Below are 23231 nucleotides of genomic sequence, written 5' to 3' on the forward strand. Positions count from 1 at the left end.
AGGCCGCCAGCGGCCTCATCCCACCGTCAAGCCGTGCCGCGTCGCGATCAGCGACAGCAGCATGCGCGCGCTCGCCTCGTTGGTGGCGCAGGGCACGTCGTGCACGTCGCAGGCGCGCACCAGCGCGTTGATGTCCGGCTCGTGCGGCTGCGGCGTCATCGGGTCGCGCAGGAAGATCACCATGTCGACCTGGCCGCCGGCCAGGCGGGCGCCGATCTGCAGGTCGCCGCCCAGCGGGCCGCTGAGCATGCGCTCGACGTCCAGCCCGGTCTCGGCGGCGATGCGGCTGCCGGTCGTGCCGGTGGCGCACAGGCTGCACTGGCGCAGCACGGGCGCGAACTCGCGCGCCAGTTCGACGATGGTGGCCTTCTTGCGGTCGTGCGCGATCAGGGCGATGCGGGGTGGGTGGCGTTCAGTGGTGTCCATGCGCTGCGGCGGCCGCACCGGCGTTCACCGTGCCCACCAGCGTCTCGGTGCCGGGCGCCTCGCGCGGCAGCTCGTACAGGTGGAACGGCGGCTGGTCGGGCCTCTTGCGCAGGAGCAGGGGCCGGGCCACGTTGAACACCGGCACGCCGTTGATGGTGCGCCCTTCCAGCGTGCCGCGGTGCGCATGCCCGTGGAAGACGGCATCGACAGGATAGCGCAACAGCGGTTCCTCCAGCCGGCTGCTGCCCAGGAAGGGGAAGATGTCGGCCGGCTCGCCCTCCACCGTGCCGCAGATCGGCGAGTAGTGCAGCAGCGCGATGCGCCGCGGCGTGCGCAGCTTGGCCAGCGCGGCCTCCAGCTTCATCGCCTCGTGCAGCGCCTCCTGCACGAACAGCTTGATGATCGGCTCGCCCCACGCGCCCAGCGAGCCGCGGCCGAAGCCGCCGGCGAAGCCCTTGGCGCCCGCGATGCCCACGCCCTCGATCTCGCAGGCCTCGCCATCGAGCACCCGCACGCCCGCCTTCTTCAGCGTCTCCGTGACGGCTTCCGGCGTGCCGGATTCGAAGTCGTGATTCCCCAGCACGGCGACCACGGGCACCTTCACGCCGCTCAGCTCTTCGGCCAGCACGTGCGCTTCCTCCGCGGTGCCGTAGTCGGTCAGGTCGCCGCACAGCAGCAGGGCGTCCACCGTCTCGGCGGCCTGCGCGAAGAAGGCGCGCAGGGTGCCGGCCGACTCCTTGGTCACATGGATGTCGCCGACGACGGCGAAGCGCACGGTGCTGGGGGATTTGCTCATGGCCAGCGATGCTGCCGTGCCTGCCGCGCCATCGGGATCGTCCATCCCTGCGGACGGCTGTAGGCGGGCGCCGACGATCGATGAGGTGCCTTGTCAGGTGCGTCACAGCGTTTCGGCCGAGGTGCTGGCCCGTACGGGCTCCCTAATCTTCCGATCATGTGCTCAGACATGCCCCTGGCCCCCTCGCTGGAAGAAGAAGTCGCGCCGGAAACGGCCGCCTTCTACCGCCGTGCGCTGCAGACGCTGGTGGACGCCGGCGTGCCCTTCCTGGTCGGCGGGGCCTTCGCCCATGCCTGCTTCACCGGCATCCGCCGCTCGACCAAGGACCTGGACCTGTTCATCCGGCGCCAGGACTACGAGCGCGTGGCGGAGCTGATGCGCGGGCAGGGCTGGGAAACCGAGATGACCTACCCGCACTGGCTGGCCAAGGTCTATGCCGGCGCGGAGTTCATCGATCTCATCTTCAACTCGGGCAACGGCGTCACGCCGGTGGACGAGCGCTGGTTCCACGACAACGCCGTGGCCGACGTGCTGGGCGTGCCGGTGCGCATCGCCAACATGGAAGACGGCATGCTGTCCAAGGCCTTCATCATGGAGCGCGAGCGCTACGACGGCGCCGACGTCGCGCACCTGCTGCAGGCCAACGCCGAGCGGCTGGACTGGCACGGCCTGCTGCAGCGCTTCGGCAGCAACTGGCGCGTGCTGCTGGCGCACCTCACGCTGTTCGGCTTCATCTATCCCGGCGAGCGCCACCGCATCCCGGCGTGGGTGATGCAGGATCTGCTGGGACGGCTCGCCGCCGAGGTGCAGCAAGGCCCCGTCGAGGACCGGCACGTGTGCGCCGGCACGCTGCTGTCGCGCGAGCAGTACCTGCACGACGTCGAACAGCTCGGCTACGTGGACGGTCGCCTCACGCCGGCCAGCACCATGACCGAGGCCGACGTGGCCACGTGGACGGCCGCCATCCCGGCGCGCCAGCCCGGCGCCGCCGCTGCCGGCCCGGAAGGGTCGCTCGCCCCCGGCCACGCCTGAGCCAGCCGCCAGGGCTGCTTTAGGCATTCCCCCAGACCCCCTTAGTCAATCGCGAGCCCGCGAAGGGGCGCGCGCTCGTCACAATCCGACACATGCAGGTGTCCCGGAGGGGACGAGCGCCGTCGCGGCGGAGCGCGGCGTGGTCACGTGGCACGTCAGGGAAGGGTGGTCATCATGCAAGCCAGCGAGCACGCCAGCCTGCTCGAAGCGCTGTCCGAGCGCCTGCTGACCGACTTCACGCAGCAACTGTGGCGCAAGGTCTTCCTCGGACCGGGCTACGAGTGCATCCGCTTCGAGCGCGAGACCGTGACCTTCCTGTGCACGGACACGCTGGACTTCGACTGGACCCCGGAGGAAACCGAGACCGTCGCCGCCCGCTACGGCGGCCGCGTCGAGCGCTGCGACCAGCGCCTCGTGCTGGCGTTCCCGCGCGCCCGCGACGCGCTGCAGATGGCGCTGCTGCTGCAACGCACCACCTGCTGCCCGCTGCGCATGGCCCTGCTCACGGCGAGCTGCCACTGCGCGGTGTACGGGCTCGCTGGCAGGCAGCGGCGCCTGGCCATCGGCAGCGAGGTGCAGCAGGCCTGCGCCAGCGCGGACCAGGCGCAGCCGGGCGCGATCCACATCTCGCCCGCAACGTACCGCTGCCTCGGCCCCTGCTACGCATGGCGGCCCCGCGCCGCGCCCGTGGCCACCGAGCTGCGGGGCGATGAAGGCGCGTCCGCCGCGATCACGCTGGCACCCTCGGCCCCGCCGCCGCTGGCCACCTTCGCCGGCCTCGGTCGCCTCGCCTGAGGCGCGCGCGCCTCACGCCGCCACTTCACTCACGGCGTCGCCCCAGGGCGACATGATCTCCGTGCAGCCCATGTTGCGCGCGCCCTCGCGCAGCACACCCGCGGGGCAGGCGAAGGCATACGGGAAGACGTTGCGCCGGGCGGTGCTGGTGGGCATCTCCTCGGCCAGGGCCTGCAGGATCTCGCGGGGCAGCAGGCGGTCCGCGGTGACCTGGCCGCCCCCGCTGACGTCGATGCGCGGCTGGTGGAAGGCCTGCTCCAGCGTCATGCCGTGCGCCATCAGGAAGGAGCTCAGTTGCAGCACGGCGCCCAGGATCTTGCGGCCGCCCGAAGCTCCGAGCGCGAAGCGGCGGCCGTCGCCGGCGACACCGATCACGGGGCAGTAGTTCGCCAGGCAGCGCTTGTCCGGCGCCAGCGAATTCGGCTTGCCCGGTTCGGGGTCGAACCACATCACGCCGTTGTTCAACAGCAGGCCGGTGGAGGGCGAGACCACGCGCGAACCGAAGATCGACAGCAGCGTCTGCGTGACGGCGCACAGGTTGCCTTCGCGATCGACCACGCTGAAGTGGGTGGTGCAGCCGGGCGCCTTGGGCGATTCCTGGTCGCCCATGCTGGACAGGCGCTTGCGGAACGCGGCATCGAGCACACGCGCCATGGCGCGGTAGGCCCGCGCGTCGGGCGCGCCCGCGTGATCACCCAGCTCGCCCTCCAGCATCTGCAATGCCTGGGCGAAGGTGGGTCCGCCGGTGAGGCCGGGCGCGGCGTAGACCTGGCCGCCGCGGTACGGCACCGCCAGCGGTTCGACCCATTCGGCCTGGTACGCGGCCAGGTCGGCTTCCGACAGGCATCCGCCCTTGGCGCGCACGTCGCGCACCAGGGCGCGCGCGACGCCTCCTTCGTAGAAGGCGCGCGGCCCCTCGTCGGCGATCTGCTGCAGCGTGCGGGCCAGCGCGCGCTGGTCCAGGTGGCGCTCGGTGCTGGCCGTCCAGGCGCCGAGGATCGGCCATCGGCCGTCCTCCAGGAACATGGCGGCCGCATCGGGGTCGAGCGACAGCGGCTGCGCCGTGGACGCGGTCACCAGCCCGGAGTACCAGTCGACCAGCAGGCCTTCCTGCGCCAGCCGCACGGCGGGGGCGACCAGTTCGCGCCAGGATTTGCGACCGTGGCGCGCGTGCGCCAGGCCCATGCCCGAGACGACGCCGGGCACCGCCACGGCGGTGGCGCCCTGCACGTTGCGGTCGTCCACCACGCAGCGCCAGGGGAACAGGTCGGAGCTGCGGCCGTCCGGCGTGAGCGGGTAGTCGGCCGGATCGAGTTCGCGCGGCGAGCGCATCCCGAAGTTCACCACTTCGGCCTTCTGTTCGGCGGCGCGCCACAGCACCATGCAGCCGCCCGCCGCCGCGCCGCTCATCCACGGCTCCACCACGCCGAGCGCGAACGAAGTCGCGACCGCCGCATCCACCGCGTCGCCGCCGGCGGCGAGCACCGCGGCGCCGACGCGCGCGGCCTTCTTGTGCTGCGAAGCGACCACGCCGCCCTCGCTGGCCACCACGGCCTTGCGCACCACCTGCGCATCGGAGAAGTTGTCGATCACGTTGCGTCCTTCATTCCGGCTGCTGCACGTAGCGCACGATGTCCGCGTGCGTGGCGAACCACACCCGCCCGAGATGGCGGGCGTGCAGGATCAGTTCCTCCAGGATCCAGATGCGCGAGCGGTAGCCGCTGATGTGCGGATGCATCGTGAGCTGGAAGATGCCGCCTTCGCGGTAGGCCGCGTCGAGCTCGCGGCGGAAGATGTCGAACACGTCGCCCGGCGGCGTGTAGGGGCGCAGGCCGGCGAAGCGGTTCATGTTGAAGTACACGGCATCGTCGCGGATCCATTCCACCGGCAGTTCCACCACGCCGCTCGGCCGGCCATCGAGCAGCAGCTCGTAGCAGTCCACGTCGGCCATCAGCGAGGAGTCGTACTGCAGGCCCATGTCGCGCGCGATGGCCAGGGTCGAAGGGCTGAAGTCCCACGAAGGCGTGCGGATCCCCACCGGCCGCCGGCCGCAGACCTTCTCCAGCGTGTCGGCGCTGCGCAGCATGAGGTCGCGTTCGGCCGCTTCCGGCAGCACCGAGTTGCGCTCGTGGATCCAGCCGTGCAGCGCGATCTCGTGGCCGTCGCCGGCGATGCGGCGCTGTTCGTCGGGATAGAGCAGCGCCGTGACGGCGGGCACGTAGAAGCTGGCCGGCACGCCCTGGCGCGCCAGGATCTCCAGGATGCGCGGGATGCCCTGGCGGTTGCCGTACTGCCCCTGCGACAGGCGGCCGATCGATTCGCCGCCCTCGCGCAGCTCGTTGGTCTCGTGGTCGGAGTCGAAGGACAGCGCGATGGCGCAGCGCGCGCCGCCGGGCCACTGCCGCGGCCGCAGGCTGCGCCCGGCGCGCACCCGCTCGACGATGCCGCGCCACTGGGGCTCCGGCCACTGCCAGGGTTGCAGCGGCTCGGTCATTTCTTCGCCCCGGCGTGGATGCGGTGCGCGATCTCCTGCGCCGCCTTCGCCTCGCTGGCGACGAAGGCAGAGAACTCGCGCGGCGGCATGGCCACGCCTTCGATGCCCTGCTGGTCGAACTGCGCCTTCACCTCGGGCTCCGCCAGGGCGGCCACCACCGCCGCATGGATCCGGTTGACGATCTCCGGCGGCGCCCCGGCCGGCAGCCAGAGGCCGAACCAGTTCACCTTCTCGAAACCCGTCAGGCCCTGTTCGTCCATCGTCGGCACCTCGGGCATGCCCTTCCAGCGCTTCCTGCCGGTGAGGGCCAGCGCGCGCAGGCGGCCGTTCTGCACGTGCTGCAGCGCGATGTTGGTGCCGACGAAGAAGATGTCGATGCGGCCGGCGATCAGGTCGCTGGTCGCCTCCGGGATGCCCTTGTACGGCACCGAGAGGATGTCGGTGCCCGTCATGGCCTTCATCAGTTCGGCCGGGATGTGGCTGGCCGTGCCGTTGCCGGCGTTCGCATAGGTCAGCTTGCCCGGATGTTTCTTCGCCAGCGCGATCAGTTCCTGCAGGTTCTTCGCCTCCACCCCGGGGTTCACCACCAGAGCCTGGCCGAAGTTCTGCGCCGCCAGCGTGACGTGGGTGAAGTCCTTGACCGGGTCGTAGGGCACGTTCTCGGCGAAGGGCGGGATGTTGACGTGCGAGGCAGTCGTGAACAGCCACGTGTAGCCGTCCGCCGGCTGCTTGGCCACGTAGGCTGTGCCCACGAGTCCGCCGGCGCCGGCCCGGTTGTCGATGATCACCGGCTGTCCCAGCACCTGGTTGATCTTCGGCAGCATGGCGCGCAGGATCAGGTCCGGCGGACCGCCGGCGGGCGAGGGCACCACCACCTTGATCGGCTTGTTCGGGAAGTCGCGCGCGGCGGGCGCGCCCTGCGCGAAGGCCGTTGCGCCCGCGAGGGCCAGCGTGGCGAAGAGGGCGGTACGGCGGGTCGGTTGACGCATGGGAGGGGCTCCGTTCAGGCCACGCGGACGGCGGCCTGTCGTTCGATGGAGGAGAGGATCGCCTCGAGCACGGCGACGTTGTGCACGGCGTCGCCGCCGGGCACGGCGAGGGGGCGCCGGGCGGCGGCGTGCAGCGCGAACTCTTCCAGTTCGGCGCGTTCGGTGCTGGTGTCGGGGAAGCGGTGGACGACCGGCTTCTGCTTGACCGTGACCTGTTGCGGGTCGAAGAAGCACGTTTCGAGCGACCAGGTGTGCAGGTGCTCCACTTCGCCGACCTGCGCCCAGCCCTTGCTGCCGAACACCTGCAGCCGCCACGTCTCCGCGGTGGCGATCACGGTGCCCAGGTAGCCGGTGGCTCCGCTGGCGAAGCGCAGCAGCATCGAGGTGGTGTCGTCGACGCCGAAGTCCTGCGCCAGCCGGAAGCTCTGGGCCGTGACCTGTTCGATCGGGCCGGCCAGGAAGAGCATCGCGTCGATCACGTGCACGCCGCGCCCGGTCATGCCGCCGGCCGGCACTTCCTCGCGGTCGTGGCGCCAGTGGCCTTTCGGAAAGCGGTAGGCGCTGGGGCCGCAGAAGTTGCCTTCGAGGTGCAGCACGCGCCCGAGCGAGCCGTCGGCGATCAGGCGGCGGATCTCCTGCAGCGCGGGCTGCTGGCGCCAGTTGTAGCCCACGCCCAGCGTCACGCCGTGCTGCGCGCAGGCACGGGCGGCCCGTTCGGCGCTTTCCGCGTCGAGGCCGAGCGGCTTTTCGCAGAACACGTGCTTGCCGGCCTGCGCCGCCGCGACGATCTGCTCGGTGTGCAGGGAGTGCGGCGTGGCGAGCACGACGGCATCGATCTCCGGATCGCGCAGCACTCCGTCGTAGCTCGCGAGCAGGCGCAGGCCGTGGGCCTGGGCGAACTCGCGCGCCTTGTCCGGCGTGCGGGTGGCGGCGGCGGTGAAGGCGATGGTGCTGCTGCGGCCGTGGACGCTGCGCACGAGGTTCTGGCCCCAGGTGCCGAGGCCGATGATGGCGGCGCGGATCATGAAAGGGTTGTCTCCGTGTTCGCAGACTGGTGGTGAGCGCCGCAGGCCGCGAACCCCAGCGCTTCGCTGCGCTCGCTCGATCGCTGGGGTTCCTTCGTCACCGCCAGCCTGCGCAGGCCGCAACGGGCCCCGGGCACCTCCATGCCTGCAAGGATGGCTGCGCGGATCATGGCAAGGAGGTCTCCGTGTTCGTAGGCTGGTGGTGAGCGCCGCAGGCCGCGAACCCCAGCGTTTCGCTGCGCTCGCTGGATCGCTGGGGTTCCTTCGTCACCGCCAGCCTACGCAGCCCGCAACAGGCCCCGGGCACCTCCATGCCTGCAAGGATGGCTGCGCGGATCATGGCCAGGAGGTCTCCGTGTTCGCAGGCTGGTGGTGAGCGCCGCAGGCCGCGAACCCCAGCGCTTCGCTGCGCTCGCTGGAGCGCTGGGGTTCCTTCGTCACCGCCAGCCTACGCAGCCCGCACAGCAGATCGACCAGGGCCGTGGCGTCGGAAGGCGCCGCATCGCCCCGCCACGCCACATGCTGGTCGTCGCGGCACAGCACCAGCTTGTGGCGATACGCTGCGGGCACTTCCACCCCTGCGATGTCGACCACTTCCAGCGGCATGCGCCGCTCGCGCGCGGCGGCGTGCAGCGGCGCCACGTCCGCCGCGGTGTCGAAGCGCAGGAGGGTGTACCCCGCCCCGAACGCGTCATACAGCGACCGTCCGTCCGGCAGCCAGAAATGCGGCGCCCGGCAGCCCGGCACCGTCGAGGGCGTGAAGTCGCCCATGGTGTACGCCGGCGGTGGCTCGTCGTCCTCGCAGACGATGGGCGAGCCCTGGTAGTAGTAGCCGAAGTTCAGGCCCGCGCAGCAGAACTGCTGCACGTTGAGTTCATAGGCTTCGCGCCCGACTTCCTCCCGGGCACGGGCGCCGGCTTCGTCCTGCGTCTCGATGTTCGCCGGCACCGCGCGCCGCGCCTTGATCATGCGCGCGGCATGCTCCATGGCGAACTGCGACACCTGCATCGTGATCGGCTGGCGCTCGGCCTCGTAGGCATCGAGGATCGCTTCGCCGCCCCAGCCCTGCACCCGCGCCGCCAGCAGCCACGAGAGGTTGAGCGCATCGGCGATCCCGGCGTTCATGCCGTAGCCGGCATACGGCACCCACAGGTGCGCGGCGTCGCCGGCGATGAAGACGTTGCGGTCGCGGAAGCGGTCCGCCACCAGCCGGCGCCCGACCCAGTCTTCCTTCGTGATCACCTCGTAGTCGAAGTCTTCGCCGACGCCCAGGATCTGCCGGATCGCCCAGTCGCGGTCGATCGAGTCGAACTCCGGCTCGTCGGGGTTGAGGTGGTTGTGCACCAGCCAGGTCTCGCGGCCGTCGATGGCGAACACCGTGCCGCAGCGGCGTGGATTGACCGCGTAGGTCGACCAGGCCGGCTTGCCCGGGATCCGCGCGCGCAGGCCCGGCGCGCGGATGTAGCTCGATTGCACGCGCTGGATCACCGGCGTGCCTTCCAGCTTCGCGCCGATCGCCTTGCGCACCAGCGAACTGCCGCCGTCGCAGCCCACCAGGTAGCGGCAGCGGATAAGCCGCTCCTGGCCGCCTTCCAGGTCCAGCGCGGTGGCCTCCACGCCGTCGGCCTGCTGCACGAAGCCGGTGACCTGCGTGCGGTTCAGGAGCGTCACGCCCGGCAGCGCCGCCGTGTGTTCCAGCAGGATGGGCTCCAGGAACAGCTGGTTGATGCGGTGCGGCGGCTCTGGCGTCGGCCACCAGGTGTCGGGGCCCTCGCGCGAGGTATAGCGTTCGGCGCGCCCGGGGATCGGGATGCGCGTGAGCTCCAGGCCGCACACGGTGGTGCGGAACACGACGTCGTTCGGGTAGTCCGCCGGCAACCCCGCGTCGCGCAGCTTGTGCGCCACGCCCAGCCGGCGGAAGCGCTCCATGGTGCGCGCCGCGACGTGGTTGCACTTCACGCTGGGCGGCTCGGCGTAGCGGCGAACCTCCGCGATGGCGACTCGCACGCCGCGCGATTGCAGGTCCATCGCGAGGGTGAGCCCCACGGGTCCCGCGCCGACGACCAGCACGTCGGCCGCGATCTCCTGCAGGCTCATTGGTCGATCCTGATGCTGGCCTGGCGGATCACCTTGCCCCACTTCTGCGTCTCGGAGCGGATGTAGGCCTCGAAGACTTCCGGCCGGCTCGGCGCCGGCTCCACGCCCAGGTTGCGCATGCTGGCGGCGATGTGTTCGTCCTTCAGGGCGGCGGTGATCTCCGCGTTGAGGCGCTGCACGATCGCCGCCGGCGTGCCGGCCGGCGCCACCACGCCGAACCAGCCGGTGGAGTCGTAGCCGGTCAGGCCCGCCTCGGCCGCCGTGGGCACCTCGGGCAGCTGCGGCAGCCGCTGCGGGCTGGTGACGGCATAGGCCACCAGCTTGCCGGCCTTGATGTGCTGCAGCGCCGAGGGCAGGTCGACCACCGCCAGCGGCACGTTGCCCGCCAGCACGTCCAGCGCCGCCGGGCCGGAGCCCTTGTACGGCACCTCGACCAGTTTCACGTCGGCCATCTGCGCGAACAGGGCGGCGGACAGGTGCATCGCCGTGCCGTTGCCGCCGTGCGCGATCGCCAGCTTGCCGGGCTGCGCCTTCGCCAGCGCGATCAGGTCCTGCTGCGTCTTTGCCGCGAGCGAGGGGCTGCCCACGAGCACGAAGGGGATCGCCGCCAGCAGGGTGACGGGCTTGAAGTCCTTGACCGGGTCGAAGGGCATCTGCGCATACAGGCTGCTGTTGGCCGACAGCGCACCGGCCGCGCCCACGCCCACCGTGTAGCCGTCGGCCGGCGCCTTGGCCACGATCGACAGGCCGATGTTGCCGCCGGCCCCGGGGCGGTTGTCCACGACCACCTGCTGGCCCAGCCGCTCGTTCAGGCGCGGCACCAGCATGCGCACCACCGCGTCGGCGCTGCCGCCGGGCGGGAAGGTCACGACCATGCGGATCGGCTGCCTGGGAAAGTCGGCGGGCGCGCCGGACTGCGCGAGGCTGGCGCTCGCCAGGCCCACGGCCAGCAGCGCCGCCAGGGCGCGGCTCATGCTCTTCATGCGGTGTCTCCTTGTGCGGCGATTGGAGCGGGATTCCCCGGGCGCGGCCATCGAAACAATCCCGGAGCAGCCGCTGTCGGCCATGCCGCACAGGCGCTCGCAGCCCGGCCCGATGGCCGCCGCAGGGTGCGCCGGGCCAGCATCGCAGCATGAACGACACCCCACAGCACGAGGCCCTCTGGGCCCTGATCAAGGACACGCGCTTCTGCATGCTTTCGCACCGCCATGCGGACGGAACGCTGCATTCGCATCCCCTGACCACGCAGAACAAGGAACTGGGCGAGGACGCCTGCCTGTGGTTCTTCGTCTCGAAGTCCTCCGAGGTCGGCCAGCGGCTGCGCCAGGATGGCAACGTCAACCTGTCCTACGCCAACCCCGACAAGGACACCTGGGTCTCCGTGACCGGCACCGCGCGCGTGCTGGAGGACCCGGGCAAGAAGAAGGAACTCTTCAACGCCATGGCCAAGGCCTGGTTCCCGGGCGGCGCCGAGGACCCGGACCTGGAACTGGTCGAAGTCCGCATCGACGAGGCCGAGTACTGGAACGTGAAGGAGAACAAGCTGCTGCAGTTGCTCAAGATGGGCAAGGCGGCGGCCACCGGCACGCGGCCGAAGAAGATGGGCGAGCACCAGGAAGTGCAATTCCGCTGAGCGCGCGCGGGGCTGCCCTGGAGGCAACCCCGGGCTTTCCCTGAGCTGCCGCGGCAGCCTTGTTCCGGTTGAGGTTCGTCAACTGGAATCCGCGGACGGCAGGCGATCGTTGCGTCCGTCCGCACCGAGGAGAGCCCGCATGCCTGCACCCGCCGTCCACGTCCGCTTCGTCGGCCTGCTTTCGTCCGTGCGGGCCGAGGCGCTCGCGCGCGCCTGCATCCGCGGACTCGACGCGACCTATGGCGACGTGGCCTGCTGGGACGTGTGCCTGCAGCCACCGCTCGCGCCCTGGTGCAGCAGCGGCTATGCGGTGCGGGCGCAGGCGCGGATGAACGACGGCAGCATGATCTCGATCCGCGCCCAGGGCAGCGGACTGGAGGACACGGTGCGCGATGCCTTCGATGGGATCGAGGGACTGCTGCTGCAGGAAGCCGGCGCGCACGCCGCGGCGCACCCGGCCTGGCGGCCCACCGCGACAGACGACGCGCGTTCGCTCGCGGCCTGAGAAGCTGTGAACGAATTGCTCGCACCCGCGTGAGGCCGCCATGAACCTCCTCTTGCTCTCAGGACCGCGCCCTGCGGCCTCACCCTTCGGGCCGGGGCGCCTCGAGACGCATGCCGTCGTTGCGCCCCTTGCCCAGGCGGCCAGCCTGGGCTGCGGGTCGCGCCTAGGCCTGCGCCCCGATGCGCCCCGTCGCGGGCACGATCAATTCATTCACAGCTTCTGAGCGCGCCGCCGCTCAATCGCCCAGGCAGTAGCTGCTGGCCCGCTTGTGGCTCGCGCCCCAGGTGCGGTAGCCGGTGCGGTCGATGTGGATGCGGCCGCTCGGGTAGCGGCTCACGCCCATGTCCCACTCCTTGCCCTGCTCGCGCCAGAAGCGGCACAGGTTAGCGCCGACCTGCGGTGACAGTGGCGCGATGTCGACGGCGAACTTCTGGTGCGAGCTGCCCGGCGCGCCGCCGGCGCAGCGGTTCAGGCGCGGGTCGCGATAGGCCGAGACGACCTCCAGCGTGGGCAGCACCCCGCGCTGCCGCAGGTCGCGCAGCAGGATCAGCACGTCGCGCACCTTCTCCCACTCGCTCTGCGGCGGCACCTCGAAGGGTTCGGCGCGGCACTCCTTCCACATCGAGGCGCTGCGCAGCAGCTGGTACATCGGCACCACGTCGGCCAGGCTCTGGTCGACGAGGTAGGCCGCGAAGGTGTCGACCTCCCCGCCGTGCTTGGCGCGCCAGATCGTGAACAGCACGTCGTCGCGTTCCGGGTCGCTGAGCTTGACCTCAGGCGCGGGCGGCGCCGGCGGCGGTGGCGCCGGCAGCGGCGCCTCGGCGGCTGGCGGCACCGGCGGCTGCAGCGGCGCCGTGGAGGTCGAGGGGGTCGGCGGCGTGGAGGGCGCGCGCGGCGTACAGCCCGCGAGCGCGGCGGCCACCAGGGCGAGGACGAGGCAAAGTCGGCGTGATTCGCGGGGCTTTCCCATGCCGCACAGGCTAGCGCAGCGCCACGGCCGCGCATGTCGGAGGGATGTCAGCTTTCCAGCGGGAAAGAGAGGCTGAAGAGCACGCCGCCGCCGACATTGGCTGCCTCGACCGTGCCGCCCATCTTGGCCATGTAGGTACGGGCCACGAACAGGCCCTGGCCGCGCCGCCCCTCGCCCGCGTCGGCGGCGCCGTCGCTCACCCCGTAGTCGAAGATGCGCTCCAGCATGCCCTCGGGAATGGCGGGGCCCAGGTTGTGGATGCCGATCACGGCCCGCGCGTGCCCCTGCTGCAGCGTGAGGGTGATGGCGGTGCCGGGGCTGCGGTGCCGGTCCGCGTTGCGCAGGATGTGCGTGACGATGTCTTCCAGCGAGAACGGATCGGCCCGCACCGTCAGCGGCGCCGCCAGCGGCGTGTAGCGCACCTCGGCGATGCCGGCGAACTGCGCATTGGCGGCCACCTCGCGCAGGAAGGCGTCGAGGTCCACGGCGGCGATCTCGAGCTGCGCGGCCTGCAGCGCCTCGCCGGGCGAGGCCTGCCCGTACAGCACGCGCACCGCCTGCTGCATGCGCTGCACGTAGCGGTGGGCGGGATCGGCGGGATCGGGGTGCAGCACCATCAGCGACTGCAGCGGCGACAGGATCTCGTGGCCCACGGCCTGCAGCATGTCGCGCTCGCCCTGGGCCCGCAGCTGTTCGCGCTGCACGTCGCTCTTCACCCGCTGCAGCAGGTCCGCCAGGCCGCCGGCGAGGATCCCCAGTTCGTCGCGCCCGCGCAGGTCGGACACATCGAGCTGGCCGATGCCCGCATGGCCGGAGGCGTCCATCTGCACGTTGTGCGAGACCGCGGCGGCGCGCCGGGTCAGCACCGCGATGCGGCGGATCAGCCCGATCTCGATCATCAGCCAGGCCAGCACGATGGCGCCCAGCATCGCCGCCACGTACCAGGACATGCGGGTGGCGATCGCGCCCAGGCCCTGGTCGATGCCACGGGCGTCGCCGGTCAGGCGCGCCTCGTAGCTGCCCAGCGGCGTCGTGATCGTTTCGCGCGCGGCCAGCATCCCGGGGCGGGCGGCGACCGGCAGCCGGTCGATCAGGCGCAGGATCAGCGGCGAGGTGCGCTGCGTGCCGTCGTCACGCGCCTTCAGCACGGCCACCGGCGCCGTGAGGCCGCCGTCCTGCCGCGTGATCGTGAGCTCCTCGCCGGGCGCCAGCAGGGCCGACAGTTCCTGCAGGGCCGGCGGCGGCACGGCACCGCGGGCGTTGCTGTCGAACAGCGGCCGGTCGCTTTCGGGCGGCAGCACCTGAAGCTGCACGCGGATGCGGTCCAGGTCGGAGGGCGGCCAGGCCGGCGGCTGGTGTTCCAGCGCGCCGCGGAAGCCCTCCACCGGCAGCCGGATGGCGTAGGAGACGCGGCGCGCGCAGTCCGGCGGCTCGCCGCCGCTGGCGCAGCCGGCGCTTTGCCAGACGCTGGCGCGGAAGGCGCGCAGGGGCCGCGCGTCGGGCGGCAGCTCGCTCTCGCCCCGCGAGGGGTAGGCGACGAAGCGGCCGCGTACCAGCGGCTCGCCGCGCATCGAGACCTTCTCGAACGGTGCGATCCAGGTCCGCAGTTCGCCGCGCATCTCGAGCCGGATCAGGGCGCGGTGCACGCCCAGCAGGTCGGCGTCGCCTTCCTCGCGGCCCACCAGGTCGCCGCTGGCGAAGCTGCCCACCAGGTACAGGAAGCTGCCCGCATAGGCGCTGCTGCCGACGCCCGCGCACAGGGCGCTGTCGTCCGGATAGACCACCGGGCAGCCCGCCAGTTCGACCGCCTGCTGCGCTTTGCCCGGGTCGTCGACGTCGAGCGAGGCATAGGGCAGCACCAGCGGCCGCAGCGGCGTCGGCGCGCCGCCGGCACCGGGGTTCAGCAGGGCCAGCAGGCCGGACGGCTGGCGCAGGCGCGCCATCAGGTCGGCCTGCGTCTTGCGAAAACCCTGCTGGTAGTTGCGGTAGCTGCGCGCCTTCTCGTCCTGCAGCAGCACCACGGCGAGTGCCAGCGTGGCCAGCGCCAGCAGCAGGAACACACCGCGGATCAGGATGCGGCGGCGGAACGACGCCAGCCCGAGGGGCGGCACCTCCAGCCGCGCCAACGACAGTTCCGGCAGGGCCAGCCCCGGCAGCTTCATGGCACCCAGCGGAAGCCGCGCATCGGCACGTTCTCGATGCGCTCGAAGCCGGGGTCGACTTCGCGGAAGGCGTCGCGGATCGTGCTCACGTGCTTGCGCACGTTGTCGCGGTTGCGCCCGCTCTTGACGACCTCGAACAGGTCTTCGTAGGACACGACGTCGCCGCGCCGCTGGTACAGCGTCGCCAGGATGCGCTGCGCCGTCAGCGGCAGGTTGATGCGCTCGCCGCGCCAGGTGGGCGTGCGCTGCCAGAGCGGGTCGAGCGCCAGTTCGTCGGCGGCGGGCGCCGGCGGCTGCTGGCGCGCACGGCGCTCGCGCGACACGCGCAGGATCTCCAGGAAGGTCTCGATGAAGTCGGCTTCCTCGAAGGTGGTCTTCTGCAGGTAGTCCCAGGCATCGAGGGCCTTCATGATGCTGCGGTAGATCGCCGCCGGCATGGCGGAGACGACGAGCACCGGCACGCCCGAGCCCTGCTTGTTGATCGCGTTGATCAGCGCAACGCCGGCGTGGCGTTCGCGCCCGAGCTCGATGTCCAGCAGCACCACGTCGTAGGCCGCGCGCGCCAGCGCCGCCTCGGCGGCGTCGCGGTCGAACCACTGGTCCACCTCGATCCCCGGCCGGGCCGAACGGATCCAGCCGGCCAGCTGGTTGCTGGTGGGGAGGTCATCCTCGATGACGGCGACGCGGGGCATGGTGGTGGAGAGGAATGCAGGAGGCAGGACGCAGAGGACGCAAAGGGTACGCAGAGGACGCAGAAGAAGCCATCGAAAGTATTGGATGTCTTTCGCGTCCTTTGCGTACCCTTCGCGTCCTCTGCGTCCGGCAGTCCGCATTCTGCAGCCCCCGCACGACTTCGCCTGTGAAGGTTTCTTCCGGGGTGTGAACGAAGCCGCCCTGCGCGCGCGTTGTTCGCTCCCGGGGGGATTCGAACAATGGCTTCATCGTCAACGCAAGGAGATCCACGATGACAAGCCGCAAGACCCTGGGTTCCGCCGTGAAGTTCGCGCTGGTGGCTGCCGCCAGCGCCGCCGCCGCGTCGCTGTGGGCGCAGGGCCGGCCCGAGGCCGGGCTGCTGCTGGATGCGCACACCTGGTGCGAGGAAGTGGCCACGGCCAGCACCGGCCCGTGGCCGGAAGACGGCTGGTTTCGGCTGGTGCCGCGGGAGCAGGCCGTCGAAGTCCGGGCCGTGACGCCCCGCGACGCCGTCACGGCGGTGGCCGCCGACGCGATGTACTTCCGGCTGCCCGGCGTCGCGCTGCAGGAAGGCCAGCGCACCGGCTACCGCTACCCGGAAGTGCTGCAGCAGCCGCGCATGGGCGTGCAGCACGAACTCTCGGTCGGCGGCACGCGCTTCAGCCTGCTGGCCGACTACGTCGACCAGGGCATCGCCTACACCGTCGCCTATGGCGGCGCCAGCTACCGCTACGTGCTGGGGGCGCCCGGGGCCGACCACACGGTGGTGCGCGCGGTCGCCGACCTCGATGGCGACCGCCAGCCCGATTTCGTGATCGACGTCGACGGCAGCGTGTACCTGTTGCTGTCCACGCAGGCCCGGCCCGGTGCGAACCAACCGACCGCCCATTACACCGAAGACATTTCCTGAGCCCCGCCTGTCGCAAGGAGAAGAGACCATGCTGGCCCGCCTGAAGTCCCTCGTGCGCGCGCTGCGCATCGCCGTGGCGCGCAAGCTGCGCCGTCCCGGCCGCGGCGACCCGCTGTTCGCCGAGGAAGCCCTGGGGCGCGTGCTGCAGGCCCGCCGGGCCGCCGCGCTCGCGGCGGCGGCCGGCCTCGGCGCCTGGATCCTCGTGGCGCACCCGCCGCTGCGGACGGTCGGCGCCGGCGAGATCGGCGTGCGCACCAACCTCGTGACGGGCAGCGTGGTGCAGTGGCGCGACGGCAGCCTCCTGGTCGTTCCCGGCCTGCACGAAGCGCAGGTGTTCTCGCTGCGCGATCGCATCTACAAGCCGGCCCAGCTGGCCAGCGCGGCCGGCGCCGCGCCGGTGCAATCGGTGGAGGGGCTCTCGGTCGGCATCGACCTGGTCGTGCGCTACGCGCTGGACGCGCGCAGCATCGCGTCCACGGCCCGCAACCTGCCGGCGAACGTGGACGGCGAGATCGTCGAGCCGGCCGTCCAGAACGTGGTCTACAAGGTGTTCCCGCGCTACACCGTGCGCGAGATCTTCTCGACCAAGCGCACCGAGATCCAGCAGACGCTGGAAGCCGAACTGCGCCAGCGCCTGGCCGCCGACGGCGTGCTGCTCAAGGGCGTGCTGGTGGGCAAGGTGGACCTGCCGGCCGACTACAGGCGCGGCATGGAAGGCCTGCTGGCCGAGGAACTGGAAACGCAGAAGATGGAGTACACGCTGCAGCTGAAGGACAAGCGGGTGAAGGAAACCGCACTCGAGGCCGCCGCCGAGAAGGTGCGGCGCGAGGTGCGGGCCGAAGCCGCCGCCCGCGAGCAGGTGATCGCCGCGCGCGCCCAGGAAGAGGCGATGCAGCACGTGCTGCCCTTCAAGCAGCGCCAGATCGAGCAGCGCCGGCTCGAGGCGGAAGCGGAGAAGGAGGCGCGCATGAAGACGGCCGAAGGCAACGCCCAGGCGCGCCGCATCGAGGCCAGCGGCGAAGCCGACGCCCGCCGCCAGCTGGCGCAGGCCGAGGCCTTCCGCATGGAGCAGATCGGCCAGGCCAGCGCGCAGCAGATGGCGCGCGAGGGCACGCTGCTGTCGCGCCATCCGCTCCTGATCCAGAAGACGCTGGCCGACAAGCTCTCGGACAAGGTGCAGGTGATCATCGCGCCGCCGGGCGCGGCCGGTGGCTTCATCGGCGCCAACCTGCTCGGCAACCCGCAGTCGCGCGACGCGGGCCCGCAGCACGCCGCCGCCCGCGCCGAGGAGGAGTGAGCCATGCCCGCCAGCGCGATCGCGCTCGCCGCCGCCGCCGCGATGAACACCGCCATCGTCACCGCCGACCGCGCCGTGCTGCGGGCCGCGCCGCGCGAGGCCGCGCCGCAGCAGGCGCAGCTGTGGCAGGGCGAGGTGCTGGAGGTGCGCGGCGAGCGGCTCGACTACCTGCAGGTGTGGGACCCTGCCCGCGAGCGCGGCGGCTACGTGAAGGCCACGCAGGTGCGGCGCAGCGCGCTCACCCCCGCCGAGGCGCCCGGGCTGCTGGCGGTGCTGCGCTTCCTCCGCGAGGCCCCCGGCGCGGAGTCGCTGGGCATAGGCATCGCCGCCGCCTACCTGCAAGCAGCGCCCGCCGAATCCGTGCGCGGTGCCGAGGGTGCCGAGGCGCTGGACGCACTGGGGACGCTGGCCGAGCGGCTGGCCCGCCGCGCGTCCGAAGGAACGCCCGCGGGCCAGCAGTCGCAGCTCGCGCTGTCGGCCCACCTCGAAGTGGCGGCGCGCTACGGCGTGAAGTTCGCCAGCTACGAGCAGGACGGCCGCATGCGCATCTGCTACGACGGCGATGCCTTCCGGCGGGTCCTGGCCTTGCCGGCCACGCCGCCGCAGCAGGCGCGCGCCGCGCTGGCGCTCACGCAGCCGGAGTGCATGGATCCGGCGCTGCAGCCCCTGCAACGGCACCAGCTGAGCGCGTGGCGCGCCGAGGTGCTGGAGCGGGTGGACACGGCGGGCTTGCCGGCCCACGTCAGGCACCGGGTCGCGCTGCGCCGCGCCGCCGTCTGGAGCACGCTGGCCTACGAGCACGCGCGCCTCGGCGACGGCGAGAGCAGCGCGGCGGCCGAAAGGGCGCTGGGCGAACTGGCCTCGGTGCACAAGGGCGAGCTCAGCGAGGAGGACCAGGCCGCGTACAACGATGCTGCGATCCGCGTCAATGCATCGCGCTGGGCGGCCGTGCCCGCAACGGCCGCCGCGCCGGCCGCAACGCGGCCCACGATCGTGACGCAGGCGGGGCAGCCCGGCGAGACCTGCGTGCTGCTGGTGGACGCCAGGCACGACGCTGCGCATCCGCTGGCGAAGCGCTGCACCTATGCGCTCGTGTGGCCGCAATCGGCCAGCGTGAACCGCGAAGGCACGGCCGTCGCGCTGGCGGTGCAGCCCATGGAAGCCTGGCGCGAGCTGTGGCTGTTCCGGCTGCAGGTGCGTCAGTGGACGATCGATGTCCTGCCGCCGGCCAGCCTGCAGCCGGGAAGCGGCTACGCCGAATTCGCCGGCTGGGTGCCCGGTGGGCAGCAGGTGCTGGTGGCCCGCGAGGCGCGGGCGGAAGGGCGCTACCGGCGCAGCTACGAGGTGGTGAGCGTCGCGTCGCTCGCCACCCAGCGCCAGGCCGGGGAGCCGGGGGCGCTGGGTCCGTTCCAGCGCTGGCAGGATGCGGCGTGGAAGAGGAGCTCGGTGGCGCTGCGCTGAACCCTCACCCCGGCCCTCTCCCGCAAGCGGGAGAGGGAGCGGGAGCGGCGACGGGAACTGGCGCCTTCGCGCCTTTCTGCGCCCGCGCCGGGCGCACGTACTCCGGCAGGAAGCTGCGCTTGCTGCGATCGGCGAACAGCACGGTCACCTGGGTGCCGCTGGCTTCCTCCACCACGCCGCGGCCGTAGCGGCGGACCTCCACCAGGTCGCCGCGCGCGAACACCGGCGGCCCGCCGGCTTCGGGCGCCGCATCTTCCTGCTCCTGCGGCTTGTTGCGCAGCAACTCCTCCACCACGGCCTCGTGGGCGGCGATGCGCCGGCAGTTGTCGCAATGCTCGCAGCGCTCCTGCGATGACTCGCCTTCCAGGTGCTCCAGCAGCACCCGCCAGCGGCACTGGCCGGTCTGCGCATAGAACACCATGCGCTCCAGCGCCTCGCGGTCGAGGTCGCGCTTCCTGCCATAGCCCTCGGTGAGCTCGCGCATGCGCTCGCCGCTGGCCGACCTGGCCTGCAGCTTGAGCGTGCCGTCGCGCGACTGGCTCACGATCCTGTCCTTGCGCAGCAGGCCGAGCGCCACCTGCACCTTCGACTTCGGGCGGCCCAGGCGCGCCTGCAGCAGCGGCAAGGTCCATGGCTGCCCGTCCTCGCGCGGCTCGCGCAGGGCCGCCACGATCGCGGCGGCGTCCTCCTCGCCGGGATAGCGGCCGGCCATGAAGAACTGCTGGATCGCCTTGTCGCCGCGCAGGAACAGCAGCGTGCAGCGCGCCAGCTCGCCGTCGCGGCCGGCGCGCCCGGCTTCCTGGTAGTAGGCCTCCAGCGTCGCCGGCAGCTGGTAGTGCAGCACGAAGCGGATGTCCGGCTTGTCGATGCCGAGGCCGAAGGCATTGGTCGCCACGATGATGCGGGTGTCGCCGTTCATGAAGGCGTCCTGCGTGGCCGCCCGCTCGGGCGCGGCCATCTTGCCGTGGTAGATGCCCACCGACTCGTCGACGGCCAGCAGCGCCTCGTGCACCGCATGCGCCGCCTTCACGGTGGCGGTGTAGACGATGCCGCTGCCCTGCGTCGCGCGGGCCAGCCGCACGACCTGCGCCAGCTTGTCGGCTTCCTTGGCGACCGGCACCACGCGCAGGTCGAGGTTGGGACGATAGGCGCTGGTGTTGACCACGCCCGCCGCCGGAATCCCCAGCTGCTCGCAGATGTCCGCGGCGATCTCGTCGGTGGCCGTCGCGGTGAGGGCCAGCACCACCGGCTTGCCCAGGCGCGGCAGCGCGTGCGCGATCTCCAGGAAGGCGGGGCGGAAGTCATGGCCCCAGTGCGAGATGCAGTGCGCCTCGTCGATGGCCAGCAGGCTCACCGGGTGGGCCCGCAGCAGTTGGAGGAAGTCGGGATCGGCCAGCCGCTCGGGCGTCGTCATGACGATGCGCGCCGAGCCGTCCTCCACGGCCTGCAGGGCCGCCTTGGTTTCGTCGCCGTCGATGGCGCTGTTCACCTGCACTGCGGCGATGCCCAGCTCGCGCAGGGACTCGCACTGGTCCTTCATCAGCGCAATCAGCGGCGAGACGACGACGGTGCGTCCGGGCAGCAGCACGGCCGGCAGCTGGTAGCACAGCGACTTGCCGGCGCCGGTGGGCATCACGGCCAGGGTCGCGTCGCCTGCGAGCACGCGTTCGATCACGGTGGCCTGCCCGGGGCGCAGGCGCGCCAGCCCGAAGGTTTCGCGCAGGACCGTGCGGACGCGCCGCGTCGCGGCGGCCGCCTTGCCAGGGGTGGCCGTCGGGGCGCGGGACGCCATGATCAGGCGTCTTCGCCGGAGTCTTCGCCGTCCGCGCCCAGGCGCGATTCGTCGAGTTCCGCGAGGTTCTGGGCCTCGCGGTTGTCCATGTCCGTCATTTCCATGCCGTCGGGGTCGGCCTCGGGGAAGCCCTCGTCGTCCGCCAGGTTCACCACCCGGTCCGGCAGGATGTCGGCGCCTTCGCGCAGGTCCGCGCCGGCCACGGCGGCACGGTCGCCCGTCTTGCCGCTGTCGATGGTGTCCTCGCGCGCCTCGCCGGTGCCGATGGTGTCGCTGCCGCTGTCCGAGTTGTCGCTGGGACCCAGCAGTTCGGCTTCGCGGCCGCTGGGCTCGGTGGGCGCCTTGTCCGCGCCCAGGATGCTGCTGTATGCCATGCGTGCTCCTCTTGGTTCCCGGCCAGTCTGGCGTGCGGGTGGCCAGCGCTGCGTCGGCACCCGCAACCGGACCGTGTCGGACGCAGCCGCCGCGCCCGCTGCCGTACAGTCGTGGCTGCAAGGAGACCCCAGTGACATCGAAGCCAGCGAGCGCACCCGCCCCGGCGGCACTGCCGCCCTTTCGGGCCATTCCCGACCTGATCCGGGAGAACGCGCAGGCGCGGCCGGCGCAGCTGGCCGTGCGGCAGGGCGCGCAACGCATGACCTGGCAGGCGCTCGACGCCGCCGCCGACCGCGTGGCCGCCACGCTGCAGGGCCACGGCCTGCAGCCGCGCGCCAGCATCGCGATCTGCGGTGCCAACTCGATCCCCTACCTGGCGCTGTTCCTGGGCGGCCTGCGCGCCGGGCTGGTCGTCGCCCCGCTGCCCACCGGCGCCACGGCCGAACAGCTGGCCGGCATGGTGCGCGACAGCGGCGCGCGCTTCTTCTTCGTCGATGCGAGCGTGCCTGCCTTCGATGCGGGCGTGCCGCGCATCCGCATGGACGTGGAACAGGAGCTCGCCGGCTGGCTGGTCGGCACCCGACCGCAGCCGGTGCAGATCCAGCCCGAATGGGCCTTCAACATCATCTATTCCTCGGGCACCACGGGCACGCCCAAGGGCATCGTGCAGCCGCACCAGATGCGCTGGGCCCATGTGGCGCGGGGCGAGAACTACGGCTACGGGCCGGACACGGTCAGCATGGTGGCCACCTCCCTGTGCTCCAACACCACGCTCGTCTCGGCCTTTCCCTGCCTGGCCAAGGGCGGCACCCTGGTGCTGACCGAAGGACGCTTCGATCCGGGTGCCTGGCTGGCGCTGGCGCAGGACGCGCGCGCCACCCACGCGATGCTGGTGCCGGTGCAGTACCAGCGGCTGATGGCGTATCCGGACTTCGACCGCTACGACCTGTCGTCCTTCCGCATGAAGTTCTGCACCAGCGCGCCGTTCCCCGCGGCGCTCAAGGCGCAGATCCTGGCGCGCTGGCCGGGCGGCCTGGTGGAGTACTTCGGCATGACCGAGGGCGGCGGCACCTGCATCCTGGAAGCGCACAACTTTCCCGACAAGCTGCACACGGTGGGCCGGCCGTCCGCGGGCCACGACATCCGCCTGATCGACGAAGAAGGCCGCGAGGTGCCGCCCGGCGAAGTCGGCGAGGTGGTGGGCCGCTCGGGCGCCATGATGGCCGGCTACCAGAACCAGCCGGAGAAGACGCGCGAGGCCGAGTGGTACGACCCCGCCGGCAACCGCTTCATGCGCACCGGCGACGTCGGCCGCTTCGACGAGGACGGCTTCCTGGTGCTGATGGACCGGCGCAAGGACATGATCATCAGCGGCGGCTTCAACGTCTACCCGAGCGACCTGGAAGCGGTGCTGCGCCAGCATCCGGCGGTGCACGAAGCCGCCGTCGTGGGCGTGCCGTCCGAGGCCTGGGGCGAGACCCCCGTCGCCTTCGTCGTGCCGAATCCCGATGCGCCGCCGGCCGAGGAAGTGCGCGCCTGGCTCAACGAGCGGGTGGGCAAGATCCAGCGCCTGGCCGACCTGCGCTACCTGCCCGAGCTGCCCCGCAGCGACATCGGCAAGGTCCTCAAGCGCCAGCTGCGCGACGGCTACGGGGGTTGAGCGTTGAGCGTCGGGCGTTGCGAGGGGTTCACGCCAAACGCTCCACGCTCCACGCTCAACGCTCAACGCTCAACGCTCAACGCTCAACGCTCAACGCTCAACGCTGCATTGCCGTTGCC

Annotated in this window: 21 protein-coding genes; 8 read left to right on the forward strand and 13 right to left on the reverse strand. The window is 71.7% G+C overall.

Translation table 11 applies throughout. The features are described 5' to 3' along the window. Positions 1–15 precede the first annotated feature (15 nt). Positions 16–426: a methylglyoxal synthase gene (locus JI746_RS24620; protein WP_201692945.1), complete on the reverse strand. Its 411-nt coding sequence runs from the start codon at positions 424–426 to the stop codon at positions 16–18. Further along, entirely contained in the window at positions 413–1222 is an 810-nt protein-coding gene (locus tag JI746_RS24625) for a metallophosphoesterase family protein (protein ID WP_236600107.1), read from the reverse strand. The genes JI746_RS24620 and JI746_RS24625 overlap by 14 nt, the downstream gene beginning before the upstream one ends. Before the next feature lie 168 nt (positions 1223–1390). On the opposite strand from JI746_RS24625, the gene JI746_RS24630 reads away from it, so the two are divergent. After that, positions 1391–2254 carry a nucleotidyltransferase gene (locus JI746_RS24630; RefSeq protein WP_236600108.1) on the forward strand — a complete coding sequence of 288 codons (864 nt, stop codon included), beginning with the start codon at positions 1391–1393 and terminating at the stop codon, positions 2252–2254. Between the two features lie 174 nt (positions 2255–2428). Then, the gene (locus JI746_RS24635) at positions 2429–3049 is read left to right on the forward strand and encodes a hypothetical protein (RefSeq protein WP_201692947.1); all 621 of its coding nucleotides are present in this window, start codon (positions 2429–2431) and stop codon (positions 3047–3049) included. Between the two features lie 12 nt (positions 3050–3061). On the opposite strand, the gene JI746_RS24640 is transcribed toward JI746_RS24635, so the two are convergent. From JI746_RS24640 to JI746_RS24665, 6 genes are all read right to left on the reverse strand, one after another. Then, positions 3062–4642, reverse strand: a complete 1581-nt coding sequence (locus JI746_RS24640; protein ID WP_201692948.1) for a gamma-glutamyltransferase — start codon at positions 4640–4642, stop codon at positions 3062–3064. Between the two features lie 10 nt (positions 4643–4652). Then, the gene (locus JI746_RS24645; protein WP_201692949.1) at positions 4653–5543 is read right to left on the reverse strand and encodes a polysaccharide deacetylase family protein; all 891 of its coding nucleotides are present in this window, start codon (positions 5541–5543) and stop codon (positions 4653–4655) included. After that, a complete protein-coding gene (locus JI746_RS24650; protein ID WP_201692950.1) occupies positions 5540–6532 on the reverse strand; it encodes a tripartite tricarboxylate transporter substrate binding protein in 993 nt (330 codons plus the stop codon). The genes JI746_RS24645 and JI746_RS24650 overlap by 4 nt, the downstream gene beginning before the upstream one ends. Before the next feature lie 14 nt (positions 6533–6546). Next, positions 6547–7557, reverse strand: a complete 1011-nt coding sequence (locus tag JI746_RS24655) for a Gfo/Idh/MocA family protein (RefSeq protein ID WP_201692951.1) — start codon at positions 7555–7557, stop codon at positions 6547–6549. Between the two features lie 336 nt (positions 7558–7893). Beyond that, positions 7894–9654, reverse strand: coding sequence for an FAD-dependent oxidoreductase (locus JI746_RS24660; protein WP_201692952.1), 1761 nt, complete (start codon positions 9652–9654; stop codon positions 7894–7896). Beyond that, positions 9651–10637, reverse strand: coding sequence for a Bug family tripartite tricarboxylate transporter substrate binding protein (locus JI746_RS24665; RefSeq protein WP_201692953.1), 987 nt, complete (start codon positions 10635–10637; stop codon positions 9651–9653). The genes JI746_RS24660 and JI746_RS24665 overlap by 4 nt, the downstream gene beginning before the upstream one ends. Positions 10638–10786: 149 nt before the next feature. On the opposite strand from JI746_RS24665, the gene JI746_RS24670 reads away from it, so the two are divergent. Together JI746_RS24670 and JI746_RS24675 are read left to right on the forward strand one after the other, a co-directional pair. After that, positions 10787–11287, forward strand: coding sequence for a pyridoxamine 5'-phosphate oxidase family protein (locus tag JI746_RS24670; protein WP_201692954.1), 501 nt, complete (start codon positions 10787–10789; stop codon positions 11285–11287). Positions 11288–11426: 139 nt separating this feature from the next. Beyond that, a complete protein-coding gene (locus JI746_RS24675; RefSeq protein WP_201692955.1) occupies positions 11427–11792 on the forward strand; it encodes a hypothetical protein in 366 nt (121 codons plus the stop codon). A 235-nt stretch (positions 11793–12027) separates the two neighbouring features. On the opposite strand, the gene JI746_RS24680 is transcribed toward JI746_RS24675, so the two are convergent. The 3 genes from JI746_RS24680 to JI746_RS24690 are packed head-to-tail and all read right to left on the reverse strand — an operon-like array spanning position 12028 to position 15616. After that, entirely contained in the window at positions 12028–12762 is a 735-nt protein-coding gene (locus tag JI746_RS24680; RefSeq protein WP_201692956.1) for a D-Ala-D-Ala carboxypeptidase family metallohydrolase, read from the reverse strand. A gap of 47 nt (positions 12763–12809) precedes the next feature. After that, positions 12810–14924, reverse strand: coding sequence for a sensor histidine kinase (locus JI746_RS24685; RefSeq protein WP_201692957.1), 2115 nt, complete (start codon positions 14922–14924; stop codon positions 12810–12812). After that, positions 14921–15616: a response regulator transcription factor gene (locus JI746_RS24690; RefSeq protein WP_201692958.1), complete on the reverse strand. Its 696-nt coding sequence runs from the start codon at positions 15614–15616 to the stop codon at positions 14921–14923. The genes JI746_RS24685 and JI746_RS24690 overlap by 4 nt, the downstream gene beginning before the upstream one ends. 272 nt (positions 15617–15888) lie before the next feature. On the opposite strand from JI746_RS24690, the gene JI746_RS24695 reads away from it, so the two are divergent. Genes JI746_RS24695 through JI746_RS24705 form a run of 3 tightly spaced genes read left to right on the forward strand, consistent with a single transcriptional unit; the run spans position 15889 to position 19285 of the window. Next, the gene (locus JI746_RS24695; protein ID WP_201692959.1) at positions 15889–16527 is read left to right on the forward strand and encodes a hypothetical protein; all 639 of its coding nucleotides are present in this window, start codon (positions 15889–15891) and stop codon (positions 16525–16527) included. Between the two features lie 28 nt (positions 16528–16555). Further along, the gene (locus JI746_RS24700) at positions 16556–17824 is read left to right on the forward strand and encodes an SPFH domain-containing protein (RefSeq protein ID WP_201692960.1); all 1269 of its coding nucleotides are present in this window, start codon (positions 16556–16558) and stop codon (positions 17822–17824) included. A gap of 3 nt (positions 17825–17827) precedes the next feature. Beyond that, the gene (locus tag JI746_RS24705; protein WP_201692961.1) at positions 17828–19285 is read left to right on the forward strand and encodes an SH3 domain-containing protein; all 1458 of its coding nucleotides are present in this window, start codon (positions 17828–17830) and stop codon (positions 19283–19285) included. Positions 19286–19289: 4 nt separating this feature from the next. On the opposite strand, the gene JI746_RS24710 is transcribed toward JI746_RS24705, so the two are convergent. After that, complete coding sequence (locus JI746_RS24710; RefSeq protein ID WP_201692962.1) at positions 19290–21077, reverse strand: RecQ family ATP-dependent DNA helicase; 1788 nt, start codon at positions 21075–21077, stop codon at positions 19290–19292. 2 nt (positions 21078–21079) lie between these two features. Further along, positions 21080–21451, reverse strand: coding sequence for a hypothetical protein (locus JI746_RS24715; RefSeq protein ID WP_201692963.1), 372 nt, complete (start codon positions 21449–21451; stop codon positions 21080–21082). A 131-nt stretch (positions 21452–21582) separates the two neighbouring features. On the opposite strand from JI746_RS24715, the gene JI746_RS24720 reads away from it, so the two are divergent. Continuing rightward, positions 21583–23112 (forward strand): class I adenylate-forming enzyme family protein, encoded by a 1530-nt coding sequence (locus JI746_RS24720; protein WP_330893071.1) that lies wholly within the window; start codon positions 21583–21585, stop codon positions 23110–23112. The last annotated feature ends 119 nt before the right edge of the window (positions 23113–23231 follow it).

Source organism: Ramlibacter alkalitolerans (assembly GCF_016722765.1).
GTDB classification, from domain to species: Bacteria; Pseudomonadota; Gammaproteobacteria; order Burkholderiales; family Burkholderiaceae_C; genus Ramlibacter; species Ramlibacter alkalitolerans.